The organism is Thermoactinospora rubra (assembly GCF_002093975.1).
GTDB classification, from domain to species: Bacteria; Actinomycetota; Actinomycetes; order Streptosporangiales; family Streptosporangiaceae; genus Nonomuraea; species Nonomuraea rubra_A.
Map to the genome: position 1 here is coordinate 1 of NZ_MSZZ01000101.1, position 11580 is coordinate 11580.

Sequence of the window (11580 nt, forward strand, 5' to 3'; positions counted from 1 at the left end):
GTGGCCAGCGGCTTCCGCACGAGGATGAAAAAGGTTCATGGAACGACGCATCGAACCGTCGCGCTTGGTGAGAAAGACATGGACGTAGGACGCATATCCGGAGCCGTAATGTCGGAACTCGGCATGGTGAACGCTCAACGACGGCATCCGGTCGAGATCGGCGACAACCCATTTCAGGAAACCCTCCACAGAGGCCTTCCCACCGGCCCATGCTCCCGCCGTACTCGCCGGCATGTCGTTCACCGCGTTTCGGAGCGCTTCCGGATCGGTCGCCAGGCTGCTGCTCACCTGTTCGCCTCTCGATCTGGTCCGCCGCCCCTCCGTGCACGATAACCAGGCGCCCTGCCGTACGCGCTCCTCCGCGATGAGGCGAGGCATGGGGGAAGGCCGGGCGGGCCTAAGATCGGCTCATGAGAGCCGGGTACGGCGAGGCGATGGCGATGCTCGGGTACGTGCTGGGCATGGCCGCCGCGTCCGTCCTCATGGGATGGGCGCGTGAGAGCGACCGGGAAGCGCTCGGCGAAGTCCTGTTCATGTGCTTCGTGTTGTTGGAGGTCGCGTTCGTCTTCGGGGTGATCCGGCTTCTCCTGCGTGGTCTGCGGTGGAGCGGTCGACTCTTCGCGCTTCGACGGCGGGCGACGACACCGCAGCAGAACCCTTCCGGCTCGGCGCCCCTGTGAGGCGTGATCGACTGCCGTGACCCGTTGCGGCGGAACCATCACTTGTCCGGGCAGATCGCCTCGGTCCACGTGGCGGTCAGGTCCTGGCACGTCAGGGCGACAAACCCGGAGTTCAACGCCATCTCGTAGCGGCAGCCGTCCGGGTGCGGAAGGATCTCGTCCAGGACCAGGACAGACCACGCGATCACACCCGTCGACACAGTGGACTCGTAATGGGTCACCCCCTGGTAGCGGATGGTCAGGTCCTCCTCGTGCTTCCAGCAGTTGTGCCGGAAACCGAGTTCTATGTAAGCGTCGCCCTCGTTGATGGTGATCCGCTCGAGCGCGAGGTCCTTGACGCACCGCTGACTGTAGAAATCGTAATGATCCGGGTCGGTGGCGAACTCGCGGGCGCCCGGCGGGAGTCGGGGGGCGAGTTCGGGGAGCACGTCCAGGTAGGGGAGGGGGTCGATCTCGTTGCGGGCGGGAGTGGTGTGAACCCTCACGTATTCCATGATCTGGAGTGTCGCATTCACCGGCGATCAGGGCAGCGGGGAGCGGGTCGCCCGGCGTGGTTCGAAAGGGGTGTGTGGACGAGAGCGGGGTCGTTGGCCTGATCGGATCAGTCGGCTGGTCGGCTGGAAGAGGCGGTGGACAAGCGGCGCGCCGCCGTACGCCAGGCCAGGCAGGAGGAGCCGGTCAGCCGGCGTCCGGGACGTAGGTCAGGTTGAGCACGCCGGTCTGGAAGGTCTCGGACTTGACCAGCTTCAGCGGGTGGGTCGGGGTGTTCTCGAACAGCCGCTGGCCGTGGCCGACGACGATCGGGTGGACGAGCAGGTTCAGCTCGTCGAGCAGCCCGTTGGCGAGCAGCCACCGCACGGTCGTCGCGGAGCCGGACATCTGGATGTCGCCGTCGGTCTGCTCCTTGAGCTCGCGCAGCTTGGCCGCGACGTCACCGGAGACGATGGTGGTGTTGTTCCAGTCCGCCTTCTCCAGGGTGTTCGACACGACGTACTTGCGGAGGTTGGTGAGGGACGCGGCGACGTCCGGGTCGGCCTCCGCGGTCGGCCAGTACGCGGCCCACTCCTCATACAGCTTGCGGCCCATCAGCATCGCCGCCGCGCTCTGCATGCCCGCCCCCACCACCGCGCCCATCTCGTCGTTCCAGTACGGGAAGTGCCACTTGTCCGGCGACTCGACCACGCCGTCCACGGAGATGAAGAAGCTCGAGATGATCTTGGCCATGGGTCTGCTCCTTGGTCGTCGAAGTTGCGAGGACTGGCCCGCGATCACGAGGTTAGGCGGGGCGGAGCGCTCAAGTCTTGTACAGAAGCGACAGCGGCTTGGCCGGATCCCGATCGCGCAGCTGCGTGGCGGTCCGCCCGATGTAGCGGGCCAGCGACCGCGCCAGGTGCGGCTGGTCGAAGTACCCGAGCCGGTGGATCACATCGTGGACGGGCACGCCCTCCTGGATCAGGACCGCCGCCTGCCTGGCGCGGTCGATCTGCCGGATGGCGCCCCGGGTGAGCCCGGTCGCCGCCACGAAGCGCCGCTGAAGGGTGCGCTCCGACACCTCCGGCGACGCGCCGCCGAGCACCGCGGCCACGATCGGGTCGCAGGCCAGCACGCCTTCCCGCACCAGCCGCCCGACGAACTCCTCGGCGTTGTCGTAGCCGGGAAGCCGCCAGGCGGAACCCTTCAGCCAGAACGATCTGCGCGTGGCATCGGGAATCTCCACGGAATCGTCGACGAGCCGGTCGATCGGAAGATGCGGCATCGACGTGCCCAGCACGAAAGTGATGCCCAGGAACGTGGCGTCTTCGGGAACGGGAGCCGGACTCGCCCTCGGCACCGGCCCCTGAACGGTCACGTTGACCTGACCGCGGTGCTCCCAGAAGACCAGGTCCCAGTGGGTCGCCGCGATCGACGTCATCCGGGCGACGCCGTCGCTGCTGCTCCGCCATACCCTCTCGATGTACGGCGAAGCGGACGCTCGGCTCTCGACCTCCAAGCCCATGCGAACCGGCCCCCTTACTTCGTCGCCACCCTGCCACGAGGACGACCACTGGGAACCCTACCGGCGAGAGGTGACAGTTCAGCGCTGGAGCGCTCCGGCCGGCGGGGCGGCGAAGGCCGGCGGCGTACCATCCGAGGGATGCGGATCGACCTGCACAGCCACAGCAGCGCCTCCGACGGCACCGAGCCGCCCGCGGAGGTCATGCGCCGTGCCAGGGAGCGCGGCCTGGACGTCGTCGCCCTGACCGACCACGACACCACGGCGGGGCACACGGAGGCCGCCGTGGCCCTTCCCGACGGGCTGACGCTGGTGCCCGGCATGGAGCTGTCCTGCCGCCGCGAGGGCCGCAGTATCCACCTGCTCGCCTACCTCTTCGATCCCCGGAACGCGGAGCTGCAGGCCGAGTGCGTACGCCTGAGGCAGGCCCGCGAGGAACGCGCCCGCCTCACCGTGGAGAAGCTGGCGGCACTGGGCGTCGGCATCACCTGGGAGCAGGTGGCGGCGCTCGCGGCAGGCGGCCCGGTGGGCCGTCCGCACATCGCCCGGGCCATGGCCGCCGCGGGCGCCGTGGCCACGCCCGAGCAGGCGTTCACCCGGGAGTGGCTGGCTCCGGGCGGCCGCGCCTACGTCACCCGTTACGCCCTCGACCCGGTCCGTGCCGTCCATCTGGTACGGCAGGCGGGCGGCGTCCCGGTGCTCGCCCACCCCAAAGCAGACAAACGCGGATACACCATCCCCGACGCCTGGATCGCCGAGCTTGCGGAGGCGGGCCTGTTCGGCGTGGAAGCCGACCACATGGACCACGACAGGAAAGCCCGCGACCACCTCAGGTCGCTGGCCCGCGACCTGGGCCTGGCGGTGACCGGCTCCAGCGACGACCACGGCGCCGCGACGGGCCACCGCCTGGGCTGCGAGACCACCTCACCCGAGGTCTACGAGCGACTCCTCGCCCAGGCCGCCGGCGCCACTCCCATCACCGCATGACGCCACCCCGGCAGCCAGGGGAGCGTTGAGAGAGAGCGGGGTGACCCGGTCGGGCGTTCGCCGGACGGAACGTGCTCCGTCCGGCGTCGTGCCCGCTCGACCGGGCTTCGTACGGCTACCGCAGGGTGACGCGGTCGCCCTTCGGGGCGTGGACCGGCGAGTGGTTGGCGATGTACGACGCCAGCGCTCCCGTGTCGTCCGGCCCGCCGTTGTACACGCGAGTGGTCCCCTCCCAGGCGGGGAAGCCCTGCCAGCCGCCCATGAGGTGATAGTTGGCGGCAATCTTGATCACCTGGCTGTCGGACACCGGAGCGCCGTTCAGCGTGAGCTCGGTGACCACCCCATCGGTCAGCGTGTAGCGCAGCGAGGCCGAGGGGGTCAGCACTCCGGCTGCCGGGCTCGCGTGCCCCAGCAGCTTCCTGAGCTGTGCGCCGGTCATCGCGCGGACGTCGACGGCCAGTCCGGCGGACTGGATGCCCCACACTTCCTCGGAGGTGACCGGACCCTTCTTCAGATCCGTGCGAAGCCCGTACTTGCTGATGAGGGCGACCTGGGCGCCGGAGACGGACTGGACGGCCTCCAGGTAGGCGTCGGCGATCAGTTCGGCCAGCGGACCGCCCATGCTGGTCCGCGGGATGTCCTCGGCTGCGACGCCGACCGTGATGGGTGTGCGCGGCGGGCCGCACTTGAAGTAGTAGATGATGTTGGACTTCAGGCCGTCCGGCTGGTTGATCTCGATCTGGATCGAGGTCTTGCCCGTCTCCCAGTCCCAGGTAAGGGTCTCCAGCACGGTGGCGAAGACATCGCCGTGGTCGGCCGGCACGTTGACGGTCTTCCACTCCTGGGTGCCGACGAGGCGGTACTGCACAGCCTGCGCACCGGCGGGAAGCCCTTCGAGGTAGGCGTGAACCTTGAAGGTCACCGGGCACTTCGACGCGGTGGTCCGCTCGAAGGCGATCGTGGCCTTGCGCACCGGGTTGTGAGCCGGCTTGTCGTCGTCCTGTCCGGGGGGAGGCGTGGTAGCCGAGTCGTCCGGCTTGTCGGCCCCCGTGGCGGAGGTGGTCACGCTGTCCCACACGTCGCCCGTGCTCGCCGCGTCACCGGCGCAGACGACGGCGAAGGAGGCCTTCTTGGACGTCTTCTTCACGGGACTGAACAGGCGAACCGCGCCCCAGCCACGAGCGCCGCCCGTGACCTTGATCGACGTGGACAGCCGGACGGTCTTGAAGCCCTTGCCGCCGACCTTGTACGTCTTGGCGCGGCTCTTGTCTCCGTCGCTGAAGGTCCACATGTACTTCAGCGTCACCGGCGCCTTGACCTTGACCGTGGTGGACAGCTTCACGGTCGTCGGGCAGGCGCCGTCATAGCTCTTCGGCGAGGCGGAAGCCGTACCGAAACCGACTGGGTTCGGGGCGGCCTGCGCTCCCGAGGCGAAGACGCCGGACGCCAGGACGGCGACCGCCACCAGCGCCCCGATCCGGCGCCGAGCCAGAGTCAATAAACCCACAGGATTCCTCTCTCGTGATCTTCGGAGGATCCTGGCAGGTCTGGGTAAACGATCAATAACGGGCCGGTCCGGCCCGGATCAAGCGAAACGCGAGCTGCGGACGGGCCCCGGAGAGCGGACGCGATCACGGGGACCGCCGGCCGGCCACAGGGCGGCGACACCGGCCACGAACCGGGCGAGCACCTCGTCGTCGTCCGGCGGCGTCGCGCCGTCGCCGCCGTCGGGGGCGGGATCGGCACGCAGGATCTCCTCCGCCAGCTCCTCCGCGCCCCGGTCGTCGGCCGGGGACCTCTCCACGGACCCGTCACGCACCTGGAGCTGCTCGCCCCACGGCGGGGTGACCGTCTGGGCCAGCAGCGTGCTGACGTCCGCGCTGATGGCAGGCGGCTCCGTCCAGCAGGTGGCGTGCTCGTACACCACCTGGCCGGGAAGGCGCTCGTGCAGGCCGGCCAGCAGCTCGTCGTCAGCTTCCCGCAGGTCGTAGGCGATCACGACGGTGTCGGTCCGGCCCGGGGCGTACGGCTCGGCGGGCAGCCCCAGCACCCGCGCGGCGGCCAGGCCGAGCGCTCGGTCGCCCCGGCCCGGCAGCAGCGAGACCGTGCGGGGACCACGGCCCGCCGCCTCCAGGATGACGCGAAGCCGCAGCAGGCCGCGCAGGCACATGCCGAAGTCGTCGCGCAGGTATGCGTACCGGCCGGTCATGCCCTGGTCGAAGCCGTACGGGGACAGGGTGGCCAGCACGCCGCCGGACAGCGCGAAGTGCCAGCCTCGCAGGTCCCGGTGGTCGAGCGGACCGACGGCCTGAGCCGCACGCGCCCGCTCGATCATCCGCGAGAGGCGGTCGCGGGCCGGCAGCCACTGCTCATGGCCGGGGGTGGGCAGCTCGGCGAACTCCGCCGCGGCGCGGGCGAGATCCCCCGCCATGAGCGCGTTGTAGGACAGCAGGTAGCGGTCCGGCCAGGGGAGCAGCTCCTCCCGATGCCCGTCCAGGACCGTCACGGCGTCGCCGTGCCGGTGCTCGTCCTCCAGGGCGACGACCAGCTCCCGCACGATCTCCAGCGCGCCCGGCCGCCGGGCCAGCGCCGCCTCCAGCGCGGGAACCGCTAGGTATGAGGCGCCTCGCTCGATGCATGCGTACCCGAAGCCGTACAGGGCGTCCGCGTCGTCGGGGGCGGCGGCCACGGCCCGCGCCGCCTCGGCCAGGTCGGTGAACCCCATGAGCTCCGCCGCCCGCCCGGCGAGCGGCGCGACGTCGCCGACGGCCAGCCGGTCGGCGGTGAAGCGCAGATGCCGCATGAGACCGGCGACGTCACCGGCCTGGGCCAGCTCCTGCGCCGTCCGGAGATCGTTGCTCATGCGGCGACGCTACCGGTCGGCTCTCCGCGCTTCATCCTGGTTTTGTCCATGGCGGTTCGCGTTTTTGGTCCATGACCGCGTACGGCTCGCGCGGCACGATCCGGCGGTGCGGTTCATGACAACCGTGACTGATCGGGCGTACCTTCCAATCATGGCCGTCATCCACACGCCTCGCGTGGCATGGGACGGCGCCCGCGCCTTCGTCTCGGCTGCGACCACGGACGTCTACTGGTGGCTCAGCGAGGCCATCGGTCGCTACCTGGGCCTGATGTACCAGTTCGACCTGGCCAACACGCGCATCCGCCTGCAGGGGGAGGACGCCCACTTCGCCGAGGCCGGAGTGTGGCGGGCCCGCCTCGAAGAGCTCCTCCACAGCCGCCCCGACCTCCTGCCCCTCGTCCAGCAGCTGGTCAGCGAAACGTCCTGCCGCCTGACCCGCTGACCGGCGGCCCTGAACGCCCTCTTCGCGTTGGGGATCCGGTGGCGGCGTCATGCAGCCGGACCAGCAGTGGCTCTGGGAGGAACTCCTCCGCTCCAGTGGCGACGGGCCTGCTCCGGGCGAAGTGCCACCTCCCAGGAGGCACCGGCTCGTCCCCAAGCACCTCCTTGGCCGCTCTTGTGCCTGTGCCGCCGGATTCCCTGAAGCCCGCCATGGCGAGCGTGACGTGCTGGTGAACGCCTCGGGATCCGCCCGCCGCGGTACGTACCACGAGCCGGGCGGGAGCCGTGAACATCGCGGCGGAGCCGGGAACGGGCAGCGCCACAGGACCTCCGGCGGTGTGCTCATGCGTCGTCGGCTGTCGTGCCGGTGAAGTGACGCACTTCGCGGCTGGCCGCGGTGGTGGCGGACATCGCCAGGAGGAGGGCGCCGACGAGGACGAGCGTGCCGGCGCCGCCCAGGGTGGCCGCGAGTGCGCCGCCGATGACCGGCCCGAGAGGGGTGAGGCCGGTGCCGGCCAGGCCGAGCAGGGCGTCCATGCGGCCGAGCATGTGGTCGGGGACCACGCGTGTGAGGACGACGTTCATCACGACGTTGAGCGTGGGGGTGACCAGCGAGACCAGCAGCATGGGAACGAACGGCCACCACGGGCCGAACGGCAGCGCCATCGCCGCGTAGGCCAGACCGAGAAGCGCCGGGAAGACGATGAGCAGCTTGCCGGGAGGCAGCAGCTTGGCGGCGCGGCCGGACAGGAGCGCGCCGATGAGGCCGCCGATGCCGATTCCGGCGAAGACCGTCCCGGTGGTGAACGCGCTGCCGCCTCGCTCGCCGACGAGCACGATGAGCGGCAGCATGCCCGCTCCGCCCAGCAGATTGAGGGCGAGGACGGCGGCGCACACCTCTCGCAGCCCCGGCTGCCGCCACAGCCAGGCGAGCGCTTCACCGGCTTCGCGTCGCATGCTCCGCTTGGTCGTGGCGGCGGTCGCGGACTTGGGTGTGGGCGCGGGCTCGGGCGTCTCGGGCGTGGGGTGGAGTGGTTCGGCGGTGGGGTGGAGTGGTTCGGCGGTGGGCTGGGGTGTTGTGCCGGGGCGGCGGGGGAGTCTGGCGGCGATGGCGCACACCAGGGCGACGGCGAAGGTGATCGCGTCGACCACGAACGGGATGGCGCGTCCGAAGCCGTAGAGCAGCCCGCCCAGCGGGGGGCCGATCAGGCGGGCCGCGTGGCCGCGCGACTCTTCCTGGGCGTAGGCGCTGTGCAGCTGCTCCTCGGGGACCACGGCGCGGATGGCGGTCGTCCGGACGGGGCCGACGAACGCCGTGCAGACCCCGTCGACTATGCCCAGGGCGACGAAGTGCCAGATCGCCGCCGAGTCGGTCATGACGAGCGCCGCCAGCACGGCCGCGGCGAGCGTCTGGACGCCTTGGCTCATGATGAGCGTGCGGCGGCGGTCCCAGCGGTCCACCCAGACGCCGGCCGGCATCTGGGTGATCACCAGGGCGGCCAGGCGCGCGCCGGTGACGACGCCGGCCAGCCCCGGCGAGCCCGTCAACGCCAGGACGAGCAGCGGCATCGCCAGCTTGGTCAGCTCCGTGCCGAGCTGCGATACGGCGCTGCCCAGCCACAGCAGCTGGAACTGCGTGTTTCGACGCAGCGGCACGGTCACCGCGATCTCCTTCCAGGGCGCAGGGGCGTCGGGCATGAGGGACGTCCGGACGTGGAGGCGCCCGGCTCAGCGATGGCAGGCGGAAGGCCTACCGGCTTCCAGACGGAGGAGCCGCAGCGGGCGCCGGTGTTCGCGGCCCGGGCGCTGTGGGGCGACGGGCCGGCGGGCCGACGGACATGCTGACGGACAGGCTTGGGCGGGAGCTGTGAATCCGGGAGCTGTGAATCCGGGAGCTGCGAAGCCGGGAGCTATGAAGCATAGAGCAGCCTCGGAGGGTGCGTGATCCCGAGGCCGGGACAGCTCGGCGGGATGCTCAGCACAGCACCGACGCCGCGATCCCCGCGATCTCCTGTGTCGTGACGGGCTCGCGTGACGGATTGACGGACAGGGTCATCCGCCTGCTTCCGTCCTCGGTGGCGAAAGCGAAGGTCAGATAGCCGATGAGCTCGCCACTGTGACCCCAGGCGGCCTTCCCGCACGGCAACGTGTAGCGCTGCAGCCCGAGCCCGTAGGCGAACCCCTCGCCGGTGTCGACTGTGGTTCGCATGGCCGCCAGCGACCGCGGGCCGGTCAGCTTGCCGCCGAGGAGCGCGGCGAGGAACCGGTTGAGGTCGCGGCCCGTCGAGATCATCTCGCCCGCGGCCCAGTCGAGCGACGGGTTCATCCGCGTGGCGTCGACCAGCTTCCCGTCGGCCAGCGCCTTGTAGCCGCGCGCGTGCGGGCGAGGCAGCCCGGGCCGGTCGCCGGGAAGCGACGTCTGGGTGAGCCCGAGCGGCTGGAGGATGCGGCGGCGGACCTCCTGCTCGTACGGCCGGCCGGTCACCTTCTCGATGAGCAGGCCGGCGACGACGGCGTTGGTGTTGGAGTAGGACCAGCGTGAGCCGGGCGGCAGCGACTTGGCGGGATCGGCGAAGGCGACCTTCAGCAGCTCCCGGGGCGAGTAGTGGCGGAACCGGTCGGCGCCGCGCCAGCGGTTGGTGGAGTGGCCGGGCTCGTGCATGTAGTCATGCAGGCCGCTCATGTGGTTGAGCAGCTGCTCGACCGTGATGTCGGCGCCGCGTGGCACCACGCCGGGCAGGTGGCGCTCGACCGGGTCGGTGAACGCCAGCCGCCCCTCGTCCACCAGTTGCGCCACCACCGTGGCCACGAACGTCTTCGTCACGCTGCCGACGCGGAAGTGGCCGTCGGGCGAGGCCGGTTCGCCCGACCTGAGGTCGGCCGTCCCGGCGGCGTGCGACCAGCTCTCACCCCCGGCGTCCACGCGAATCAGCGCGGCCGTCGCCTTGCCGTCGGCCACGAGCCTGTCGACCATGCCGGCCGTGGCCGGCTGGGTGGGTCCCGAAGAGAGCAGCGTGAGGAGCAATCCCGCAATCAAGGTCTTGACCATGGGCCGAAACGCTACGAGGCCGCAGCCCGCCGCGGGATGAGGGAAACCGCCGCTGTGGACAACGGAGATCCGCAGCGCCGTACTGTGGAAAACCGCAACCGCGCGCCGGTCAGCGTTCGACGGCCAGCCGTACCCCCAGACCGATGAAGATCCCGCCGGTCGCGACGTCCACCCGGCGGCGTACGGCGCGGCGGCGGCGCATCCATCCGCCGATCCGCCCCGCCAGCAGCCCCACCGTGCCGTCGACCGCGAACTCCAGCGCGATCAGCACCGCCCCCAGGATCGCGAACTGCAGCCACACCTGGCCTAGGCTCGGGTCCACGAACTGCGGCAGGAACGCGATCGTGAAGGTGACCATCTTGGGGTTGAGCAGGTTGGTCATCAGGCCGCTGGCGAAGGCGCGGCGGCCGGACATCCCGCTGCCCGGCGCCGGCAGGTCCTCCTCGGCGCGCTTGCGGTTGCGGATCATCTGGACGCCCAGGTAGATCAGGTACGCCGCGCCGACGATCCGGACGACGGTGAAGGCGACCGGCGCCGCCGCGAAGAGCGCCGCCAGGCCCGCGGCGGCCACGGCGACGTGGATGGCCTCACTCGTCGCCACGCCCGCCGTGGCCAGCAGCCCGGCGCGAGCCCCGCCGCGGATGCCGCAGCCCAGCACGAACAGCATGTCCGGACCCGGTGTGATCATCGCGACGAGCGTGGTGACGGTGAAAAGGGCAAGAAGGTGGGGATCAATAGGCATAGGCCCCCATCATGCCTTTTGAGCGGCTATTTGGAGAAGATTGCCGCAGGTGTCGTCGAACACGGCGGTGGTCACGTCGCCCATCTCCACCGGCTCCTGGACGAACCGCACGCCGAGCCCCCGCAGCCGCTCGTACTCCGCCTGCACGTCGTCCACCGCGAAGGAGGTGAAGGGGATGCCGTCCTCGACGAGAGCCCGCTTGAACGGCCCGGCCGCCGGGTGCCCGTCGGGCTCCAGCAGCAGCTCGACGCCGTCCGGGTTCTCGGGGGAGACGACGGTGAGCCACCTGGCCCCGCCCCCCAGCGGAATGTCGGTCTTCTTCTGGAAGCCCAGCACCTCGGTGTAGAAGCGCAGGGCCTTGTCCTGGTCGTCGACGAGGACGCTGGTGACGTTGATCCTCACGGGTCCTTCTCCTTGAGCTTGGTGAGCCAGCGGTCGGCGAGGCGCCGAAGGGGCTCGGGGTCGAGGTGGTGGAACTTGTAACGCCCCTCCCGCCGGGTGTGGATCAGCCCGGCTTCCTCCAGCACGTCCATGTGCTGGGAGATGGCCTGACGGGAGGACGTGAGCCCATGCTTCATGGTCAGCCGGGTGCAGATCTCGAAGAGCGTCTGGCCGTCGCGCTCGGCCAGCTCGTCGAGGATCTTCCTCCGGGTGGGGTCGGCCAGGGCCTTGAAGATGTCACCCACGCCGCCACTATAGGCAAGTCGTCACTTGCCTATCAAGGGCGGGGCAGATGTCGAGGTACGGCTGAGCCGTCCGTGTAGGGGGTGAGAGGAAGGACAATGTCAGGAACTTAAGAATGAGCGGAAAGCACGAAGCTCCTGC

The 11580-nt window shown here is 70.3% G+C and carries 14 protein-coding genes; 3 read left to right on the plus strand and 11 right to left on the minus strand.

Annotation, left to right across the window (positions count from 1 at the left end):
* Window positions 1–288, minus strand: a 288-nt coding sequence (locus BSB02_RS40370) for a hypothetical protein (protein WP_206185137.1), incomplete at its 3' end; no start/stop codon positions are given.
* 122 nt (window positions 289–410) lie between these two features.
* On the opposite strand from BSB02_RS40370, the gene BSB02_RS38890 reads away from it, so the two are divergent.
* Window positions 411–680, plus strand: a complete 270-nt coding sequence (locus BSB02_RS38890; protein ID WP_084966017.1) for a hypothetical protein — start codon at window positions 411–413, stop codon at window positions 678–680.
* Window positions 681–718: 38 nt separating this feature from the next.
* Here BSB02_RS38890 and BSB02_RS38895 read toward each other — a convergent pair whose 3' ends face one another.
* The 3 genes from BSB02_RS38895 to BSB02_RS38905 all read right to left on the minus strand — a co-directional run bounded on the left by BSB02_RS38895 (window position 719) and on the right by BSB02_RS38905 (window position 2676).
* Window positions 719–1174, minus strand: coding sequence for a hypothetical protein (locus BSB02_RS38895; protein ID WP_084966030.1), 456 nt, complete (start codon window positions 1172–1174; stop codon window positions 719–721).
* Between the two features lie 184 nt (window positions 1175–1358).
* Window positions 1359–1904: a dihydrofolate reductase family protein gene (locus BSB02_RS38900; RefSeq protein ID WP_084966018.1), complete on the minus strand. Its 546-nt coding sequence runs from the start codon at window positions 1902–1904 to the stop codon at window positions 1359–1361.
* Window positions 1905–1974: 70 nt separating this feature from the next.
* Complete coding sequence (locus tag BSB02_RS38905) at window positions 1975–2676, minus strand: helix-turn-helix domain-containing protein (RefSeq protein WP_084966019.1); 702 nt, start codon at window positions 2674–2676, stop codon at window positions 1975–1977.
* Between the two features lie 138 nt (window positions 2677–2814).
* On the opposite strand from BSB02_RS38905, the gene BSB02_RS38910 reads away from it, so the two are divergent.
* Complete coding sequence (locus tag BSB02_RS38910; protein ID WP_084966020.1) at window positions 2815–3660, plus strand: PHP domain-containing protein; 846 nt, start codon at window positions 2815–2817, stop codon at window positions 3658–3660.
* A 115-nt stretch (window positions 3661–3775) separates the two neighbouring features.
* Here BSB02_RS38910 and BSB02_RS38915 read toward each other — a convergent pair whose 3' ends face one another.
* A complete protein-coding gene (locus tag BSB02_RS38915; protein ID WP_143591751.1) occupies window positions 3776–5167 on the minus strand; it encodes a 5'-nucleotidase C-terminal domain-containing protein in 1392 nt (463 codons plus the stop codon).
* 78 nt (window positions 5168–5245) lie between these two features.
* Window positions 5246–6523 (minus strand): hypothetical protein, encoded by a 1278-nt coding sequence (locus tag BSB02_RS38920; RefSeq protein WP_084966022.1) that lies wholly within the window; start codon window positions 6521–6523, stop codon window positions 5246–5248.
* 151 nt (window positions 6524–6674) lie between these two features.
* Between BSB02_RS38920 and BSB02_RS38925 the strand changes: the two genes are divergently transcribed.
* The gene (locus BSB02_RS38925) at window positions 6675–6965 is read left to right on the plus strand and encodes a hypothetical protein (protein ID WP_143591753.1); all 291 of its coding nucleotides are present in this window, start codon (window positions 6675–6677) and stop codon (window positions 6963–6965) included.
* 341 nt (window positions 6966–7306) lie between these two features.
* On the opposite strand, the gene BSB02_RS38935 is transcribed toward BSB02_RS38925, so the two are convergent.
* The 5 genes from BSB02_RS38935 to BSB02_RS38955 form a co-directional block, all read right to left on the minus strand.
* Window positions 7307–8620 (minus strand): MFS transporter, encoded by a 1314-nt coding sequence (locus tag BSB02_RS38935; RefSeq protein WP_240507057.1) that lies wholly within the window; start codon window positions 8618–8620, stop codon window positions 7307–7309.
* 319 nt (window positions 8621–8939) lie between these two features.
* Window positions 8940–10013 (minus strand): serine hydrolase domain-containing protein, encoded by a 1074-nt coding sequence (locus BSB02_RS38940; RefSeq protein WP_084966026.1) that lies wholly within the window; start codon window positions 10011–10013, stop codon window positions 8940–8942.
* 109 nt (window positions 10014–10122) lie between these two features.
* Window positions 10123–10701: a LysE family translocator gene (locus BSB02_RS38945; RefSeq protein WP_206185138.1), complete on the minus strand. Its 579-nt coding sequence runs from the start codon at window positions 10699–10701 to the stop codon at window positions 10123–10125.
* A gap of 63 nt (window positions 10702–10764) precedes the next feature.
* Window positions 10765–11157, minus strand: a complete 393-nt coding sequence (locus BSB02_RS38950) for a VOC family protein (RefSeq protein WP_084966028.1) — start codon at window positions 11155–11157, stop codon at window positions 10765–10767.
* Window positions 11154–11441: an ArsR/SmtB family transcription factor gene (locus BSB02_RS38955; protein ID WP_084966029.1), complete on the minus strand. Its 288-nt coding sequence runs from the start codon at window positions 11439–11441 to the stop codon at window positions 11154–11156. Before BSB02_RS38955 ends, BSB02_RS38950 begins: the two co-directional genes overlap by 4 nt.
* Window positions 11442–11580 lie beyond the last annotated feature (139 nt).

What these genes read in the sequence shown, in the direction of transcription:
- BSB02_RS38910 (WP_084966020.1), top strand. Translation starts at nt 2,815, where the DNA reads ATGCGGATCGACCTGCACAGCCACAGCAGCGCCTCCGACGGCACCGAG.
- BSB02_RS38895 (WP_084966030.1), bottom strand. Translation starts at nt 1,174, where the DNA reads ATGGAATACGTGAGGGTTCACACCACTCCCGCCCGCAACGAGATCGAC.
- BSB02_RS38925 (WP_143591753.1), top strand. Translation starts at nt 6,675, where the DNA reads ATGGCCGTCATCCACACGCCTCGCGTGGCATGGGACGGCGCCCGCGCC.
- BSB02_RS38940 (WP_084966026.1), bottom strand. Translation starts at nt 10,013, where the DNA reads ATGGTCAAGACCTTGATTGCGGGATTGCTCCTCACGCTGCTCTCTTCG.
- BSB02_RS38945 (WP_206185138.1), bottom strand. Translation starts at nt 10,701, where the DNA reads ATGATCACACCGGGTCCGGACATGCTGTTCGTGCTGGGCTGCGGCATC.
- BSB02_RS38920 (WP_084966022.1), bottom strand. Translation starts at nt 6,523, where the DNA reads ATGAGCAACGATCTCCGGACGGCGCAGGAGCTGGCCCAGGCCGGTGAC.
- BSB02_RS38905 (WP_084966019.1), bottom strand. Translation starts at nt 2,676, where the DNA reads ATGGGCTTGGAGGTCGAGAGCCGAGCGTCCGCTTCGCCGTACATCGAG.
- BSB02_RS38890 (WP_084966017.1), top strand. Translation starts at nt 411, where the DNA reads ATGAGAGCCGGGTACGGCGAGGCGATGGCGATGCTCGGGTACGTGCTG.
- BSB02_RS38900 (WP_084966018.1), bottom strand. Translation starts at nt 1,904, where the DNA reads ATGGCCAAGATCATCTCGAGCTTCTTCATCTCCGTGGACGGCGTGGTC.